The following is an 18,483-nucleotide window of genomic DNA, read 5'->3' as shown; positions in this document are numbered from 1 at the left end:
CCATTCCTATTTTATAAAATAGTAAGTAATAGCTATTAAAATAATATTTAGCTAAGTAACTTCAAATCATGAGTCACTTTGTCAATAATCTCATCAGTGTCAGGACCTATACCCAAACAGGTTATAGTTCCTCCAGGCAACTCTGTTCTTCCAGCATCTTTTACCATATAATTAGGAACATTATTCTTTTTAGCTATTTCTTTTATTTCAAATAACTCTTCTAATGAATTAACTTTAACAATTACTTTTTTCTCGCCTTCCCTTTCCCATTCTTTGATTTTATTAGAATCTGCCTTTTTATAAGAACCTAAACATCCATGACAAGCTTGAGCAGCTGTTTTTCCTTTGGACATTTTCAAGTCATTCCGAACTACAATCACTTGTTTCATTAAACTACACCTTATTAATTCAAATTAGTATCATATACATTCAAATTTTATTATAATTATTATAATATACAATTTAATATACAATTATTATACAATTATATAATTTTTAATATTTAATATTTAATAAATTTAATATTAATAATATTATAATACTTTATAGTTATTTATATTCTTAAAATATTATATTATAAAATAAATATCATTCATAAATTCAATATTCTATAAAATTATATTTATTATATTAATAGTATAAAAACAATATAGATAATATAGAATAATAAAGAATAATATAATAAATATTTTAAAGTAATATTAAATTTTAGTAAATTTAATAGTTTAAAAATTTAAATAAATAATAAGAATAAAAATAATAAAATTAGAATAATGAAATTATTTTTTATTAAAAAGATTTGTAATTTTTCAAATTTTAATAATGATTTTTAATTAGGTGATAAATTGAGTAGGATTTCCATATTAGACCATGATCGATGCCAGCCCAAAAAATGTAATTATACATGTATTGAATACTGTCCTGGAGTACGTATGGAAGAAGATACAATAGTTATTGATGAAAAGACAAAAAAACCACTTATTTCTGAAGATTTATGTTCTGGGTGTGGAATATGTACTAATCGTTGCCCATTTAATGCAATAAGTGTAATTAATCTTCCTGAAGCTCTTGATGAACCAATCCATAGATTTGGACAAAATATGTTCGAATTATTTGGCTTGCCTCAGCTTAGCAAAGGATCTGTTCTTGGAATTCTTGGTCCAAATGGAATTGGAAAATCAACCATTATGAGAATTTTATCTGGAGAAATGATTCCAAACCTTGGAAACTGGGAAGAAAAATCAGAAAATTGGGATGAAGTCATTAACTATTTTAAAGGATCACAGCTTCAAAATTATTTTAAGGAATTATCTGAAGGAAAAATAAAAGTTGTTCATAAACCACAAATGGTAGATCAACTTCCAAAATTTGTTAAAGGAAATGTATCTGACCTTTTAACAGGTGTTGATGAAAGAGGAAAATTTGAAGAAGCAGTCAAAACACTTGACTTGAAAAATGTCCTGAATAGAGAAATAGCTAACTTAAGTGGAGGAGAACTTCAAAGAGTAGCTATAGCCGCATCATTTGTAAGAGAAGGAGACTTTTACTATTTTGATGAACCAACATCTTGGTTGGATGTTCGCCAACGTCTCAATGCAGTTAATGTAATTAGATCTCTAGCTGATGAAGGAAAAGCAGTAATGGTTATTGAACACGATTTAGCTACTCTCGATGCTATTTCAGATTATATCCATATTCTTTATGGTCAATCTGGAGCTTATGGAGTAGTTTCACAAATGAAAGGCGTGAGAGTTGGAATAAATGCATATATCAATGGATTCTTAAAAGAAGAAAATGTAAGAATCAGAAAACAACCTATTGAATTTAGTATTAGACCTCCAACACCAGAAGATGAAGGAGAAGCTATTGTATCCTATAGTAATCTAAAAAAATCTTATGACGGATTTTCATTATCTGCAGAAGCTGGAGAAATTTTTCATGATGAAATTGTAACAGCATTTGGATCAAATGGTATTGGTAAAACAACATTTGCAAAAATATTAGCTGGAGAAACAGAACCTGATGAAGGAGAAGTAGGAGAAGATATAAAAATAGCATACAAGCCACAATATATTGTAACTGACTTTGAAGGAAGAGTAGAAGATTTTCTATATATGAATGCACCAAGTTATGGTTCAAATATATTTAAAACAGAAATTATGAAACCATTTTCACTTGAAGAAATTTTAGATAAACAAGTAGAAGATCTTAGTGGAGGAGAACTTCAACGTCTTGCTGTAGCAGCAACCTTATCAAAAGATGCTGAAATTTATCTTTTTGATGAACCAACAGCTTTTCTCGATGTTGAACAGAGATTAATAGCTGGAAGAGCTATTAGAAAAATAATCGAAAGTAGAAATGCTGCATCCCTTATTGTTGATCACGATATTGTGTTTATTGATTATATATCAGATAGAGCGATGGTTTTCCAAGGTGAACCAGGAATCGAAGGGAAAGCAACCAAACCAACAGATCTCAGAACTTCAATGAACACATTCTTAAAAGATCTTGAAATAACATTTAGAAGAGATAAAGAAACAAAAAGACCAAGAGTAAACAAATTAGACAGCTACCTAGATCGAGAACAAAAACAAGAAGGAGAATATTATTATTTAAAAGATAAATAAAAATTTTCAAATAAAATTTTTATTTTTATATTTTTGATTTTTTTTATTATTTTTATAAATTTTATTAATTTTATTAATTTTATTTTTCAAATATTTTTATAATTACTTTATTAATTATTCTATTGACTATTCTATTAGTTATTTAATTAACTATTCTATTAACTATTTTATAATATTCTATAACTATTCTATTAGTTATTTGATTAACTATTCTATTAACTATTTTATTAATTATTTTATAATATTCTATAAATATTCTATTAGTTATTCGATTAATTATTATATTATTTATTTTTCTATTAATTTTATTTTACATTATATTTTATTAAATATATTTTAAATTATAAATAAAATAAGGGAATACATTATAAAATAAAGTAATAAAAACGATATAATAAAATAAAATAATGAATACAATATAATAAAATAAAAATATGAGATAAAAAATTAAAATAAGATGAATTTATACAAAAATCTATTTTCTTAGAACATCAACAGCTGATTTAAATTCTTTAACAAAAATCTTAACCTGTTCTTCTGGAATTGAGAAACTAACTCTAAGATATTTGTCTCCAAAAAGATTACTAGTGTAAGCACCTTGTCTTGTAAAAATCTTTTTCTTTAAAAGATAGTCGGCCATGACTTTTGGATCTATTCCTGTATTTTTAAGGTCTATAGCTAACATATTTCCATTAGAAGGATATACTGGAATAAAAACCCCTTTAATTTCATCAACACATTCTTTAATAAGCTTTTGATTATTTCGTGTAGTATTTGTAATTTCATTAATCCAAGAGTCTTTTGATTTAAGAGCTGCAATAGCACCAGCTTGAGCTATAAGGTTTGTTCCTAAGTCATTAATAAGAATAGTTCTTACAGAACTAATTATTTCTTTTGTGGATATTATAGATCCTATCCTAAGTCCTGCCATTCCAAAAATCTTTGAAAAACTGTATATTGTAATGGTATGGTTTGGAGCATAATGGGCAGCTAAAAAATGTTCTTTTGCAAAATCTCTGTATGTAATATCATGTAAGAGATAAATATCATTTTCAATAGCTATTTCAGCAAATTCTTTTATTTCTTCTTCATTATAAGAACTACCTAAAGGATTTAAAGGATCGATAAGCACGATTATTTTTGTATTTTCATTCATGTATTCTTTTACAAGTTCAGGAGTTAACTTGTAATCATTATCACTACTATAAATAGGTACAGATATAACTTCATTAGAAAACCTACTTGCAAAATTGTCTATGATTAGATAACCCGGATCACAAGTAATAACATTATTATTAGGTTCTAAAATATCGTTCATACATAAATATAATGACTCTGTTCCTCCAGCTGTTATTAAAATATCTTTATCTTCAAGAGAAAGATCTTCTAAAATAAGATTTTTTAACTCTTTAAATCCTTCTGGAGGAGGATATTTACAATATTCTCTACTTTCAACACAACTAATCATAGCATCCAAAATTTCATTACTTTCATGGAGGTGATTAGTATTTTGACCCATCCAAATCATCTCTTTATCATTGAAAACTTCTTCAAAGAATTCATTAGCTGATTTGAAACCTTTAGGAGGGATTTTAGCAGCTTTTGCATATTTTTTTGGTTGGATCATATTATCACGATTGTATTTAAGATTTATTCTAAGATTTATTATAAATTTATTAAAATTTTATTATAAATTATAATTAAAATTATAATTAAATTTATTCTTAGATTTATTCTTATTATTTCTAAAATTTTTATAAAACTTTCATAATACTGTTAAGCAATCATTAATTAAAGAATTGTAAAATATATAAAAGTTTTATATCATAATAAAGTATGTTTAAAATTATTAATAAATATAATGGTTTAAATTGATTAGAAGAATAAAGGGTAATAATTAATAATAAAGAATAATAAAGAAGAAAAATTCAAAAGATTAAAGTTTATTCAATTCCATTGTTAGTAATAGCAAACTTAGTGCTTTTACCTTCAGCTATTGTTTTATGTCTTTTTAAAGTAGCTATACGTTGTCCATTCATATCAGATTTTGAAAGTTCAACTATTATTTTACTCCAATATTTTAATATAGTTCCACCAACTGGTGTAACTGTTACAGAACCTTCAACTTCAAATGTAGAATATATTTGATTAGTTATAACTACAGCTATATTATATTTACGAGATAACCTTGATAAAGTTCCCATTTGAATTCCTAATTCTCTATTAATTAATTTTGAATTTTTTCCTTCTTTTAATCTATATAAAGCTACAGCAGAATCAATAATAATTAAATCAACCTCTTCAGCATTAGAATTAATCCATGTCTCAATTGATTTTAGATTATTAATCTGTTCTTGAAATGAGTTTGGTTCAAAAACAACTATATTATTAGCTATTTTATCAAAATCTTCATTAGCTAATTGTTTAACTCTGTCTATTGATATTCCACCTTCAGTATCAATATAAGCTACTTTTTTACCTTCTTTTGCAACTTTAACAGCTAAATTTAAAGATATATTTGTTTTTCCAGAACCGGGAGGTCCATAAAATTGAGTTATATTCCTTTTTTCAATTCCCCCTCCTAAAATAATATCTAAGGAAGAATCAGTTGAAATTTTTGAAGGATTATTTATATTAGCTAATGTTTTCATACTCTCACTATTTTTAATATTTCAAGATTTTTAAAATTAATTTATAATATTTATAAGTTTTACAATATTTTAATAATAATATTTTAATAATAATTAAAATATATTTTTACAATATATCTTAATAATTTATTTTTTCAATATATTTATATTATATATTTTATAATATTTTTAAAACTTTTTTAAAATTTTTTATATTTTTATATTTTTTATAATATTTTATAGTGTTTTTATCCATAATACTGTTTGTTTTTACTAATATTAATACTATTCTAATTTGTATTATTATCCTAATTAAAATTAAATTAGAGATCTTATTGTTAATATAATTAAATAAAATTAATAAAATATAGTAATTTTTAATAAAGAAGAAATATTGTAAATTTCCAAAATCAATATATTCACAAATTATTTTTATCTAATATTCGAATACTTAATTTTTTAAAATACCTATTCCTTGTCTTAATATTACAGGTTTTCTTTTGGTTAAATCAACAACAGTTGAAGGATTAGGAGAATCTAAATGACCAATATCGATAACATAATCAACATCCCCATTTAACTGTTTGATTATCTTTTTTGGAGTATCTAATGTTTTTTCTCCAGAAAGATTTGCACTAGTAGTAGTTATTGGGAAATTTTGAGATAAAGATCTAGCTATATCATTGTCAGGAATTCTAAATCCAATTTTATGATTTTTAGCAAAAAGAATTGGCATTATAGATGTTTCACGTATAATAAATGTAAATGGCCCAGGTAAATGATTTAAAACTAAATTTTCATGTTTGACAGGTATTTCAGCTATTAATTTAGCACCTTTGATAGAAGAAACACATACTGAGATTGGTTTAAAATAATCCCTAGCTTTTAAATTATAAACTTTTTCAACAGCTTTTTCATTGAAAATATTAGCACCTAAAGCATAAAGAGTGTCTGTAGGATAGATTATTACTCCTCCAGAACTTAAAATTTCTGTAGCCTCGTTGATTATGTCCATATCAAGTTTTTCTGGGTTCATTTTAGCTATTTTCATTAAATCGCCTGAAATTTAAATATAAAAATATAATCTTATTCTTGATATCTTCCTATTTTTAAAGATTCTTCCTATTTTTAAATATTTATTACGTTTTCATTAATATATGATATTTTTATAAAATTTATATAAATGTATTTTTTATATCATTAATTTTATTTTTTTTATAATGTTAATAGTTTATTTATTTATTTCTTGAATTTATATTATAAATATTAAGATAAATAACTTTCCAAAAAATATTAAATATTATTTGACTATAATAAAACATTAAAATAATTTTAATATTTACTAAGAACTTAAAGAATTTAATCAATTATAAATTTTATATAATCAATTATAAATATTTTATATAACTTTTATATATAATTATATAATTTCTATACAATCTATGTAAAACCTACTGAAAATAGTTAATATGAAAAATTAAAAATAAAAAAATAAAAAAAATAAAATATCTGATATATTAAATATTCAAAAAAATATTATAAAAATTATAAAGTTATATAAACACTTATTTTCATATAATATAGCTATGTTAGAAAGATTTCGACCCCTTTTAAAAAAAATTCTTGAACCAATTGCAAAGCAAATGAATATAAATCCCAATATAATAACTCTTATTTCACCATTTATTGCAGTGATATCTGCATTATTTTTTGGAACTGGAAATCTTCTAATAGGAGGATTATTCATTTTATTCAGTGGAATATTTGATGTTCTTGATGGAGCTATAGCTAGATATCATAATAGAAGTTCTGATTTTGGAGCATTTCTTGACTCAACAATGGATAGATTTTCAGATGCAATTATAATAATTGGATTAATGTGGGGAGGATATACCACTTGGTTAATTGGAGCATTAGCTATTCATTCGGCTATTACAGTTAGCTATGTTCGCGCAAGTGCAGAATCAAAAGGAATTCCATGTAATGTTGGAATAGCTGAAAGAGCTACAAGACTAATTATTCTTGTTATAGGAGCTTTTATAGCTGTAATCTTCAATAATAACATGTTAATGAATTGGGCAGTATTATTAATGGTTATACTTGCATATATCACAGTAGTTCAGAGAATTTATCATGTTTGGAAACTAACAAGTCATGAAAGAAGGCATTTATAGAAGGAATGAATATGGATTGTGAAGATAGAATTTTAGTTGATATTGAAAAATTAGATGAAAGTTTCAAAAAAATCAACTCTATTGAATTTACAGTTGAAGAAGAAGAAATAATTGAAAGAGCAAAAAGTTATCAACAAGACTGCAAATATTATCTCGAAAAAAAGGATGAAATAACTTCTTTTGGTTGTATAACTTATGCTCATGGACTTTTAGATGCTATAAAACTAAATCACGGCATCGATTGATACAAAAATAACTAAGATAATAATTAGGAAGCAAATATATGATAGATAATCTTGAATGGAAAGAAAAGATATTAAAAGATATTGATAAATTAGAAGCTAATCTTGAAGAAATTGAAGGGATTGATTTTTCAAAAAAAGAAAAAGAAGTTATATCTAGAGCAGAAGATTATCGAGAAGATTGTAAATATTATTTAGAAAAAGGAGATGAAATAACATCATTTGAATGTATTAGTTATAGTCATGGGTTGGTTGATACTTTAAGAATTATTCATGATATTATATAAATAATACAATAACATTGATCTTTTTTAGATTTTAAGAAGTTTTTGTGAAGATTTAAAGATTAAAATAAAAATTTCTTAAAATCCTTGATTAATATACTAAAATAAAAATAATATAAATTCTAACAAAAAAAATACTGGTTCATAATTTTTTTTCTATATTTTCTTCTTTTACACCATTTTTCAGTCAAAAATCATTTAATTTTTAAAGTTATGTTCTTAATAATTATATCCTTAATAATTACATTCTTAAAATAATTAAACTTATGGAACCCAAATTTAAAAATTTAGTAAATAAATACTATAATTCAAATATGTAGCTATAGTAACCCAAATAATATAAGGAACCAATAGAATACCTGCCCATTTAGATATTTTATAAAAAACAAAGATATTCATTAGTATAAATATCCAAAGCATTAAGATAACTCCTAAACCTCCAATTATAGAGTGAAATCCAAAAAATACTATAGACCATAATAAATTCAAGGCCAACTGTATTCCAAATATAGCTAAAGCAAATTTTACTTTTTTATCACTAAGATTTTCTTTTAAAACCAAGAATAAACTTATACTCATTAATATATAAAGAGTATTCCAAACTATTGGAAAAACCCAACCTGCTGGTGTCCATGACGGTTTAATAATAGAAGCATACCAAGTAGCTATTTGAGGATAAGTAACTAATGAGCCTATTATCCCAATTACAAACACAATTACAAAGGAAATTATCAATTTAAATATATTCGATCTTTTGATACTATTCATCTAACCCCACCTAACATTAATTCTTAAAAAATATTATATTAGTTATTAATATTATATTTTTAATTATTATTATAATTTTAGTATAATTAGCTTTAATAGATTAAATTCTTTATAAATTAAGATATAATAGAATAAAAATATAAAAATAGAAAAATATGAAGAGTTAAAAACGAAAAATTAGCACAAAAATTAATTAATAAATAAAAAATTTAGTAAAAATAGAATAAAATAGTAAAAAGTAAAATAACTTAGAATAAATTGAATAAAATAGAATAAAACAGTGCAAAGTAAAATAACTTAGAATAAATTGAATAAAATAGAATAAAAAATAAAAATAGAAAAATAGAAAAAATATAGAAATATAAAAAATGGAAATTAATCCATCTTTTCAAATCTTGATTCTAATTTTTCAAGAACACCTGGCAAAGAGGTGTATTCCATTTCTTCACTTGGTAATCTGTGTGGTTCGAATGGACCATGTCTTCTCATATAGTTAGCTACTTTTGTAGCTTCTCTTCTAGCTTCATCGAATGCAGGATCATCGAATAAATCTACTTCGATTCCTAATTTTGCATCAGCTATTGAGAAACCTAATCCAATAACTCTAGGAGGACCATCAAATCTAATTGGGTTTGCTTCATATTGAGCAGTTGGCATCAAAGGACCATTGTGAGAACCTCTCATCCATCCACTTACTAAATGTGGGAATGCAAATGGTTCAACGACTTCACCAGCTGATGGAAATCCAGATTGAGCTCTTACAATAGCTACAGGATCATCTTTACCGATGTAAGAACCAGCCATTAAGTTTAATCTTTCTGTACTTACACTAGAAGCAATTTCTCCATTTTTCTTGAAGATTCTTTTAATAACATATCTTCCAGTAGAACCTAAAAGAGCAAGTAAGTCATATGATTCTTCAGGACAACTCATTATAACTTTTCTGTGTTCTAATACATCAAACACTTCAAATTTGAACCCTTCATGCATACTTGGGTCAATAGTAAGTCCTGCAGTACAAAATGGATCTGCAAATAACCTATATAAAGGTAAGTTAAATGCACCAGGTTCGGTTTTATCACAACAGAAAACAATAACTGGGTCACTTGGTCTTTCTTTAAATTCCATTTCAGCTACACCTGGACCCATACCTTTGATGTTTCCAGAAAAAGTATCTGACAATAAATCTTGGCCTGCACCATATAATTTTAATTCTCTAGCTACTTCAGTAGCTTTCATAAATGCATTAAAAGCAGTTTCATGAACTTCTTCATTTTCTTCACCATTTCTGTGAGTCATTATCATATCAATATCATCACCACATCGGGTGATAAAATAATCTTCTAATAATCCTTCTTCGGTTGCTTTTGCCAAAACTTCATCACAAGTTTCCATTAAAGCTGGATGTGCTACTAAATGACCAGCAATACTTCCAACATCTGCTTTAATTACACTAATAGTTGTCTTCATCATTTTACCTCATAATTTAGTTCAACAATAATTTTAATTTTATTATTATCTTATATCCTTACATTATCTAAGGATATTTAATAGATTTCAAATATTAAGAATATTATCTAAATTTTAGATATATTAATTTATTTGATGTATCTATTATATAAATTTATTATTAAAAATTTTTAAAAATTTTTTACTTTTTATTCCTATAAATCATAAAATATATTATCTTTGAATAAAAGTTCTTAATCATTGATTTTGTTAAAATATTAATTTATTTTCAATAAAATAATCTAAAGTATTTAATATTTTAATAATATTTAAATTATAGCTAATTAGCAAATTTTTATAATAATATTATATTTGTAATGAAAATTTTAAGTAATAGCTTATATTACTAATTATTTAATATTTTATAAAATTACAAAAAATTATTCAAATTAATGAAAAAAATTATCACTCAGCATATTTATGAATATACAATTAATCATAATTACAGATTCACAGTTAGTTCAGAATAATTATCTATTGATTTGTAACTTTTTAAATAATGTTTTTATTTTATATTTAATCCAATTTTTATTACTTTTAAGGTATTTAATATCAATTTTAAGATATTTAATATCATTTTTAAGACATTTAACTTTTTTTCTCTCTTTTTTTAGCTTTTCAAGATTTTCCGAATATTTATTTATTAAATTTTTAAATTTTACATTGGATTTTTTTCTTTTCTCTTCACATTCAATCCTAAATTCAAACTCTGAATAATATTTAGATTTTTGTATATTTTTCAATTTTGAAACTTTATAAAGATCAGTTAATTCTTCATCTGTTAAAATAAATCTAGAACATAATTTTTTCAATAAAGGAAAAAATTTTTCTCTTAAATCATCTTCTAGCATAAAATAACGAGATAAAGAGCTACTTATTACATATGCGAATAAATCTAACTTATAAAGATCGAAAAATCCAGAATCTTTAAATACATCTATCAAAAGTTTATGTATTTCTAAAACATCCAAATACCTCTCATTTTTACTAGTTATTGTTGAACCTATTCTGTTAAATCTATAATAATATAAAAAATTTCTAACTAAAGAAACTCTCTTTGAATTCAAATAAACTTTATGAAAGAAAATAGTATCTTCAAAAATTAGATTTTCTGGAAATAACTCACCTCTTAATTCTTTTAAAAGTGAATTTCTATAAATTTTATTTGATTGAGTAACAGTTATCTTAAAAAGGAAATTTTTTGTATCAAAATGATTAAAAGATCTATCATTAAAGCTTTCATCAAAAAATTCAAGAGTATAGTAAGAAAGATTTGCATTATAGTCTGCATTTACTACCTGTATTGGACACATTGCCATGTCACTATCATATCTTTGGGCATTTTTGTATAATTTCTCATACATATCTTTAGAAATCCAATCATCACCATCAACAAAACCAACATACTCCCCATTTGCATGAAGTATTCCAAGATTTCTAGCACTCCCCGCCCCACCATTTTCTTTATTTATAACTTTAATATTTGAATTTAATTTTGCATATCTATCTAAAATTTTAGGAGAATTGTCAGTAGACCCATCATTGACACAAATAATTTCTATGTCACTTAGTGTTTGATTGATTACACTATCCAAACATTTTTCTAAATAATCTCCAACATTATAAACAGGTATAATTACTGAAACTTTTATTACCATTATAATCCCCCAATAAATTTTAAATGATAGTCCATTAAAGATTATTTTTTATTTATACTCTTCTTCTTCAATATTCAAGTTATTAATAAATATATTATAATCAATCTTTGGATTTGTAGAAATCCTTTTATTTTTTTATTTTTATTCTTTGTTTTTTGAATTTGTTATATTTTTTTCTTTAAATAAATTTTACAGTTGAAAATGCATATTGACTGTTTAAAAAAAGAATTTAAAAGTATTTATAGTAAAAAAGAGAATATATAATATTATTCCAGTAAAATAATCAATTCCCCCATTTATACTATAATTTCAAAGCAATTAAATCTTTCGGATATTTAATTTTAAAAACACTGCAAAATAATATATAAAAACAATTTTAAAATAAAAAAAGTCAACTAAATAAAAAATAAAATAAGTATAAAAAATTATATTATAATAATCATTGAAATAAAATAATTAGCATTAAAATAATGAATTAATGAATGAATTAACTAATAATTAACCATATATTAATAGTCTATTGCCCCACATTATTAAAAATTGATTTAAAAACTTTAGCTAACTCTTCTTCCTGATTCATATCTTCCTTAGCTTGTCTAACTCTATCAATATCAGCTTTTGTTTCAGGATATCGTGGTACAGCACTACAACCACCATCATATTCTTTTGAAATATCATAAGTTCCAATTTCCTTAGCTATTTTTTCTATTTCAACTTTATCTAACCCAATTAAAGGACTGAGGATAGGTACTTTTACATCTTCCCTTGTAGCTAAAATATTTGGAAGAGTTTGAGATGCAACTTGACCTACACTACTTCCATCAACAACCCCTAATGCACCCATATCAGTAGCTAACATTCCTGCTATCTTATACATACCAGATTTACAAAGAACACAAGTCATCTTTTCAGGAGCATCATCTTTACATTTTTCTAGATATTTCCCATAACTAACTGTTCGAGTTGTAAAAGAAACACCACTCGAATAAATTTTTAATTGTTCTATAATCTTTCTGAATTTTTCTTCTCCCTTTTCCTTAGTGAATGGATCATTATCAAAGTGCAGTGCTATTATTTCACAGCCTCTTTTCATCATAAGATAAGTAGCTACTGGAGAATCAATTCCACTGGAAATAAGTGAAATTAGCTTACCTTGAGTTCCAAGAGGTAATCCTCCAGGACCTTTAATTTTTTCATGAAAGATATAAGTTTCATTTTCACGAATTTCAAGAAAAATCTCAAGTTTTGGATTAGTTAAATCAACTGGACATCCTAATTTTCGAACAACAACAGAACCTCCAAAGGCAGCTGCTTCTTGAGAAGAAAAATCATGAGTACCAACACGTCTACATCTTATTGCGAAAGGAATTTCAGAAGTTATAAGTCCTTCTTCAATTAATTTATCCGTGTATTCACTGAGAGTTCTTTCAATATCCTCAAAATTACTATAAGTAGAAACAGCTGGAGAAAAAGAAACTATTCCAAATATTTTATGAAGTTTATCTAATGCCTCATCAAAATTTTCTGGAAAAATAAATATTCTTGCCTGATTTATATCTATTTCACAATTGAAAGAAGCTTTTATATTAGAAGAAAGTTTTCTTTCAAAACGGCCCCTAACACGAGGACTTTTTAATCCTAATTCCCCATATCTAGCTATTATTACACTATGTATCATTTAATTCCTCTTTAAAAACATTAAAAATGAAAATATTAATATCAATATCAAATTATAATTCAAATTCTTTATTCTCAATCATATTCTTTAGTTTAGTAGTCAAAGCTTCAGCTCTTTTTACATCAGATTGTCGACAAGCAATTGGAATATCATAAATATTATTTTCAATATCAACAGAAACTGAGCCAGTATTCATTTCAAATGCTCCACCAAGACAAGAATATGCACACATTCCACATCCAAAACATTTTTTTAAATCCAAATATTTATTTCCCTTTTTATTACTATAAGCAAATGTTGGACAACGTTCTTCTACTAAACAGGTACCACAATCAATACATTTGTCTTCATGGAAAGTTGGTCTCTCATCATAACCATTCCAAACATTTTTGTAGTTGGTTTCCGAGAGAGGTAGGTGTCTTCCATGAATATCAGCTATTGGAAGAGATATATCCTTATTCATCACCATCAAGTTAGAAAATATTTTTTCATTTAAAACTGGAATTGGAATAGCAATAGAATCAAAAACTTCAGGACCTTCAGCAGTTTTAAATCCTCCAATAAATTCAGAGCTCATTTGAAGCATATCAGCAGCTAACATAAAATTTGGTTTAATATCACTACTACGAGTACCTTCTCCAAGAACTAACCCTATAGAACCATTTAAAAGCACATTAGATCCTTTTTTTATAGCAATTCTCTCAGGATCATTCTGAAGAGGATTAATTTCCCCACAACCAGAAAAAGAAAAAGATTTGAAATTTCCTTCCATCGGAATTGCATTAAATATTGATGAAACAGAATCAGAAGAAGGATTTATAAATGCAGTATAATTTTTAAAGGCCATTCTTGTTCCAATCATTTGAGCTTGAGTAATATCATCAATAGTAATAGAAGAAGAGAATTTTTCACCATCAGTTGATTCTAATTCAACATCAATCTCTTTCCCATTTATAATATCACTAAATAAGAATCCTCCACCATACTCAGAGTCATATTTACTATGACTAGTCCCATATACAACAGTATCAACAGAACCTAACCATTCATTGGGGCAAGGACCTGGAAAAGATGGAATTCCATTTAAATATAGATTTTTACACTTTTTAAAAGTTCCTGGTTCAAATACATCTAAATGAAAAACAGCTGCAGTACCTGACATAATCCCACAAGTCCCACAGGTTACAACATCTATATCTTCAAATTTTGGTGTGACCCCATCCCTAATTAAATCTTTTAAATCTTGAGCTGTGAAAATATTAGCTTCACCATTAGCTATTTTTTCATTAATTTCCTCAATACTTCTTGATTTCACAAAATCATCCCATAAACTATAAAATTTATTTATCCAATAATTTTAAAGCTAATTGTAAAGCTTCTTCTATTTTATCAGCTCTTGGCCCTGCTCCTTGAGCAAGTGTAGGTCTTCCACCTCCACCTCCACCAAGTACTTGAGCTGCCTCCTTAATAATCTCATTAATTTTAATTCCAGAACCAATAGCTGAAGAAGATGCAGCACCAACAATCTTACCATCATTATTACCAATAATAGCTATATCAGCTTTCCCATTATCAGTGAAATCAGTAGCTATATTTTGAAGTTCTTTAATATCTCCTTCAATAATCTGTTTTAAAACTTTCAAATTATTAATTACATCTAAATTATCTGTTAAGCTATTTATTTTAAGATCTGCTATTTCTGATTTAAGTTTGCCAATTTCATTTTTTTGAGATTTCCACTCACTAAAGAATCTATCACAAGTTTTAGGTAGCTGTTCTGGTGTTACTTTAAAGATATTACTACTATTTCTTAAATATTCATCATTGATTTGCATGGATTGAACAGCAGCTATTCCTGCTGAAAAATCAAGTCTTTCAACACCATCTTGGATTCTTTCAGTTTTATTTATTTTTATAAGTCCAATATCTCCAGTATTAGGAACATGAGTACCAGCACATGCTTGCACATCAACATTTGGAATATTAATAACACGTATGATAGATCCTGGAACTACACCTCCTTGATAAAGAGTAAAACCGTATTTTTTATCAGCTTCATCACGATTCATCCAGTTAATATCAAGAGAGATATTTTCCATAACAAGTTCATTAGCTATTCTCTCAATTTCATTTACTTCATCTTGGTTAATACGTTTATAATGAGATAAATCAAGACGAGAGCGTTTAAGACCTTTTTGAGCTCCAGCTTGCCAAATATGATCTCCAAGAACTCGTTTTGATGCAGCTATTATTAAATGAGTAGCTGTATGATTTCTAGCAAGAGCTATTCTCCTATCCCAATCAATTATTCCAGTAATAGACTTACCAACAATGTCAGTATCGTTTTTGAAGTATTTAAAATCTTTATTATCTCCATTATCAGGAATAATTTTATGTAAAACAACATCACCTACTTTTTCAGTATGTTTTACTCTATAATTTTCTCCTTCAATATTTAAATAACCAATATCAGAAGGTTGACCTCCTCCTTCGGGATAAAAAGCAGTTTGATCTAAAATAATAGCTATTTCACTATTTTTTTCTTTTTCATCAATTCCATTATTATTTTTAGAAGTATCATTTTCTATAACATCTATAACTTCTGCTTCAAATTTAGATATATAAAAATCATCATAAAATAGTAAATCAGTTGGAGGATAATCTAACTCCAATTTACTTTCACTAGGTATTTTTTCCTCACTATGTTGGCTAGCTACTAAAGTAAAGAAATTATCTGGAATAACAACACTAAAGTCTTCTGGAGGAAAATTTTCTTTAGCTATTTCTTGAACTGTTTCAGGAGGCATTCCATGAGCATCATAAAGATCTATTAAAGTTTCAACAGGCATAATATCTTTGTTCTGTTTTTTTAAGTTTTTAATAGTTCTTTTAACAACCCTATTACCTTTTTCAATAGTTTTAGCATATCTTTCTTCTTCAAGATTAATAATATTCATGATATGTTCTTGGGTATCTTTAATTTCAGGATAAAATTTAGTTAAAAAGTCTAGTTGAATTTCCATAATATCTGAAAGAGATTCTTTCATTTCAAGTTCTTTCATAAATCGTATAGTTCTCCTAAGAACAAGTCTTGCAAGATAGCCTTCTTTAACATTAGAAGGAATAATTCCATCAGCTAACATGAAAGCAAGGCACCTAGTGTGATCAGCTATAATATAAATAGCTTCCATTGGTTCAGCTGATTTAAGAAGTTCTTCAATAGATATATTAAGTTTATTAGCTACTTTTTCACGAAGTGATCTAATATCGGCAAATGTTTCAATATCCATCATCCCAGCTATCTGAGCATTTTCAGCCAATATCTTTTCATCAACATCAATATTAGTTATCTCTTTCAATTTATTAATTACCGGAGCAAAACAAGCATCATAAGCAGTAGGAGTTCCCTGAGAAATCCAAGCAAAACGTTCTAATCCATAACCAGTATCTACAGTTTTAAGAGGAATTTCTTCTTTATCTCCATTTGGAAGGATCTTATATTGCATGAATACAAGAGTAGCTAACTCAACTCCTCTTACACACACTTCATAACAAGGTCCAGCATTTCCACCACCTTCCCACCAAGATTCAATAAAGGTGATTTCTTCTGGATTAATACCTATGCTACCTATAAAATCATGACATAGTTTTACAGTATCATCTTTCCAATAAATTTCATTTTCTGGACGATTAAAAGCATGATGTGCACCCATTGTAAAACAAGTCATGTGTCTACCAGTTCTTCCAACATTATCAACATCATTAAGACGAATAGCAGGTTGAGCAATTGTCAAAGGATTAGCTGGAGGATCTACCAAACCAGAGGTCACCCACGGTTGAAAATCATAGATTGAAGCACCAACTAAAAATACATCATCTCTCCATCTTTTAGCTAAAACTGGATAACGTGGAATTGATGTATGGTCTCTATTTTCAAAAAATTCACGAAAAGCTTTTTGAATTTCAAAAAGATCATATCCATAATCAGTTGCAGGATTTCCTATAAATTCATATTCATCACATGGAGCATCTCCACAAGTAGCCCTCTCTGGAATAGACCAAAAAACATTTCCACATGTTTCACACTTCTGCTTAGTATAGCCTAGTTCTTTTAATATTTCAGTCATAGTATCAATTTGTAAAAGTTTTTATGAATAATTAGTAATTATATTAAAATTAAATTTAATTTAAATCTAGATTTATTAAAATAATTATATCCTTTATAATAATTAGTTAATTAAGTTAATAATCAACAATAAAATTATTTGTTTATTTATATTAATAAAATTATTCATTAAAAGTAAATTTAGAAAATAAAATGAATGGCAATAATAAAAATAATTAAACTATAAAATTTTGAAAAAAATAATTATAATAAAAACTTGAAGATGTTTAATTAGTGATTATAGATATTATTGGATTATAGATAAAAATTAAAAATAAAATATGTAAATAAAATATGTAAAAATAATGAAAAAACAAAAAAAATAATGAAAAATTAAAAAATAAATAAAAAAGAAAAAAGAAAAAAAATAAGAAAAGTACTTATCGGAATTATCCGAATAAAGCACCTAATCCAGCTGCAGCTTCTTCTTCAGATGCTTCTTCTTCCTCTTCCTCTTCTTCTTCAGCAACTTCTTCAGCAGCTGCAGGAGCTGTTTCAGCTGCAGCTGCAGGAGCTGCTGCCATAGCAGTAGTTGCCATAGCTTCTTCAATATCTACATCTTCTAAAGCTGCAATTAAAGCTTTGATTCTAGCATCATCTGCTTCAATTCCTGCTGCTTCGATTATACTTTTAACATTTTCTTCATTAATATCTTTATCTGCGCTGTGCAAAATCATTGCTGCGTATATATATTCCATGTTTTCACCTTAATATTTAATTATATTTAAATTATTTAATTTTATGTTTA

Annotated in this window: 15 protein-coding genes; 4 read left to right on the top strand and 11 right to left on the bottom strand. The window is 26.0% G+C overall.

The genetic code is table 11. The features are described 5' to 3' along the window. Positions 1 to 47: 47 nt before the first annotated feature. On the bottom strand, positions 48 to 389 hold the full coding sequence (pth2, locus tag KQY27_RS04390; protein WP_224425366.1) for a peptidyl-tRNA hydrolase Pth2: 342 nt from the start codon (positions 387 to 389) through the stop codon (positions 48 to 50). A 456-nt stretch (positions 390 to 845) separates the two neighbouring features. Here pth2 and KQY27_RS04385 point away from each other — a divergent pair, with 456 nt between their 5' ends. Continuing rightward, complete coding sequence (locus KQY27_RS04385; RefSeq protein WP_224425365.1) at positions 846 to 2,627, top strand: ribosome biogenesis/translation initiation ATPase RLI; 1,782 nt, start codon at positions 846 to 848, stop codon at positions 2,625 to 2,627. 475 nt (positions 2,628 to 3,102) lie between these two features. On the opposite strand, the gene KQY27_RS04380 is transcribed toward KQY27_RS04385, so the two are convergent. From KQY27_RS04380 to KQY27_RS04370, 3 genes are all read right to left on the bottom strand, one after another. After that, on the bottom strand, positions 3,103 to 4,254 hold the full coding sequence (locus KQY27_RS04380) for a pyridoxal phosphate-dependent aminotransferase (protein ID WP_224425364.1): 1,152 nt from the start codon (positions 4,252 to 4,254) through the stop codon (positions 3,103 to 3,105). Between the two features lie 316 nt (positions 4,255 to 4,570). Next, the gene (gene radB / locus KQY27_RS04375; protein WP_224425363.1) at positions 4,571 to 5,278 is read right to left on the bottom strand and encodes a DNA repair and recombination protein RadB; all 708 of its coding nucleotides are present in this window, start codon (positions 5,276 to 5,278) and stop codon (positions 4,571 to 4,573) included. Between the two features lie 430 nt (positions 5,279 to 5,708). Continuing rightward, the gene (locus KQY27_RS04370) at positions 5,709 to 6,308 is read right to left on the bottom strand and encodes an L-threonylcarbamoyladenylate synthase (RefSeq protein ID WP_224425362.1); all 600 of its coding nucleotides are present in this window, start codon (positions 6,306 to 6,308) and stop codon (positions 5,709 to 5,711) included. 535 nt (positions 6,309 to 6,843) lie between these two features. Between KQY27_RS04370 and pgsA the strand changes: the two genes are divergently transcribed. The 3 genes from pgsA to KQY27_RS04355 are packed head-to-tail and all read left to right on the top strand — an operon-like array spanning position 6,844 to position 7,960. Then, positions 6,844 to 7,431, top strand: a complete 588-nt coding sequence (pgsA, locus tag KQY27_RS04365) for an archaetidylinositol phosphate synthase (protein WP_224425361.1) — start codon at positions 6,844 to 6,846, stop codon at positions 7,429 to 7,431. An 11-nt stretch (positions 7,432 to 7,442) separates the two neighbouring features. Then, positions 7,443 to 7,676 carry a DUF357 domain-containing protein gene (locus KQY27_RS04360; RefSeq protein WP_224425360.1) on the top strand — a complete coding sequence of 78 codons (234 nt, stop codon included), beginning with the start codon at positions 7,443 to 7,445 and terminating at the stop codon, positions 7,674 to 7,676. 41 nt (positions 7,677 to 7,717) lie between these two features. Further along, positions 7,718 to 7,960, top strand: coding sequence for a DUF357 domain-containing protein (locus KQY27_RS04355; protein WP_342765740.1), 243 nt, complete (start codon positions 7,718 to 7,720; stop codon positions 7,958 to 7,960). A 276-nt stretch (positions 7,961 to 8,236) separates the two neighbouring features. Here KQY27_RS04355 and KQY27_RS04350 read toward each other — a convergent pair whose 3' ends face one another. The 7 genes from KQY27_RS04350 to rpl12p all read right to left on the bottom strand — a co-directional run bounded on the left by KQY27_RS04350 (position 8,237) and on the right by rpl12p (position 18,433). Then, positions 8,237 to 8,725: a TspO/MBR family protein gene (locus KQY27_RS04350; protein ID WP_224425358.1), complete on the bottom strand. Its 489-nt coding sequence runs from the start codon at positions 8,723 to 8,725 to the stop codon at positions 8,237 to 8,239. 375 nt (positions 8,726 to 9,100) lie between these two features. Next, positions 9,101 to 10,195, bottom strand: coding sequence for a fructose-1,6-bisphosphate aldolase/phosphatase (fbp, locus tag KQY27_RS04345; protein WP_224425357.1), 1,095 nt, complete (start codon positions 10,193 to 10,195; stop codon positions 9,101 to 9,103). A 509-nt stretch (positions 10,196 to 10,704) separates the two neighbouring features. Beyond that, positions 10,705 to 11,892 carry a glycosyltransferase gene (locus KQY27_RS04340; protein ID WP_224425356.1) on the bottom strand — a complete coding sequence of 396 codons (1,188 nt, stop codon included), beginning with the start codon at positions 11,890 to 11,892 and terminating at the stop codon, positions 10,705 to 10,707. A gap of 517 nt (positions 11,893 to 12,409) precedes the next feature. Then, positions 12,410 to 13,570 (bottom strand): tRNA uracil 4-sulfurtransferase ThiI, encoded by a 1,161-nt coding sequence (gene thiI, locus KQY27_RS04335; protein ID WP_224425355.1) that lies wholly within the window; start codon positions 13,568 to 13,570, stop codon positions 12,410 to 12,412. A gap of 52 nt (positions 13,571 to 13,622) precedes the next feature. Beyond that, the gene (locus tag KQY27_RS04330) at positions 13,623 to 14,885 is read right to left on the bottom strand and encodes a methanogenesis marker 16 metalloprotein (RefSeq protein ID WP_224425354.1); all 1,263 of its coding nucleotides are present in this window, start codon (positions 14,883 to 14,885) and stop codon (positions 13,623 to 13,625) included. Between the two features lie 25 nt (positions 14,886 to 14,910). Next, a complete protein-coding gene (gene alaS, locus KQY27_RS04325; protein ID WP_224425353.1) occupies positions 14,911 to 17,697 on the bottom strand; it encodes an alanine--tRNA ligase in 2,787 nt (928 codons plus the stop codon). 427 nt (positions 17,698 to 18,124) lie between these two features. After that, entirely contained in the window at positions 18,125 to 18,433 is a 309-nt protein-coding gene (gene rpl12p, locus KQY27_RS04320; protein ID WP_224425352.1) for a 50S ribosomal protein P1, read from the bottom strand. Positions 18,434 to 18,483: the final 50 nt, after the last annotated feature.

The sequence above is a fragment of the Methanobrevibacter sp. TMH8 genome (assembly GCF_020148105.1).
In the GTDB taxonomy this organism is placed as follows: Archaea; Methanobacteriota; Methanobacteria; order Methanobacteriales; family Methanobacteriaceae; genus Methanobinarius.
The sequence above is the reverse complement of the archived record's forward strand: the minus strand, read 5'-3'. Positions and strand labels throughout refer to the sequence as shown.

Coding starts and splice junctions, on each gene's coding strand:
- fbp (WP_224425357.1), bottom strand. CDS start 10,195: ATGAAGACAACTATTAGTGTAATTAAAGCAGATGTTGGAAGTATTGCT.
- KQY27_RS04380 (WP_224425364.1), bottom strand. CDS start 4,254: ATGATCCAACCAAAAAAATATGCAAAAGCTGCTAAAATCCCTCCTAAA.
- KQY27_RS04360 (WP_224425360.1), top strand. CDS start 7,443: ATGGATTGTGAAGATAGAATTTTAGTTGATATTGAAAAATTAGATGAA.
- pth2 (WP_224425366.1), bottom strand. CDS start 389: ATGAAACAAGTGATTGTAGTTCGGAATGACTTGAAAATGTCCAAAGGA.
- radB (WP_224425363.1), bottom strand. CDS start 5,278: ATGAAAACATTAGCTAATATAAATAATCCTTCAAAAATTTCAACTGAT.
- rpl12p (WP_224425352.1), bottom strand. CDS start 18,433: ATGGAATATATATACGCAGCAATGATTTTGCACAGCGCAGATAAAGAT.
- KQY27_RS04350 (WP_224425358.1), bottom strand. CDS start 8,725: ATGAATAGTATCAAAAGATCGAATATATTTAAATTGATAATTTCCTTT.
- thiI (WP_224425355.1), bottom strand. CDS start 13,570: ATGATACATAGTGTAATAATAGCTAGATATGGGGAATTAGGATTAAAA.
- pgsA (WP_224425361.1), top strand. CDS start 6,844: ATGTTAGAAAGATTTCGACCCCTTTTAAAAAAAATTCTTGAACCAATT.
- alaS (WP_224425353.1), bottom strand. CDS start 17,697: ATGACTGAAATATTAAAAGAACTAGGCTATACTAAGCAGAAGTGTGAA.
- KQY27_RS04340 (WP_224425356.1), bottom strand. CDS start 11,892: ATGGTAATAAAAGTTTCAGTAATTATACCTGTTTATAATGTTGGAGAT.
- KQY27_RS04370 (WP_224425362.1), bottom strand. CDS start 6,308: ATGAAAATAGCTAAAATGAACCCAGAAAAACTTGATATGGACATAATC.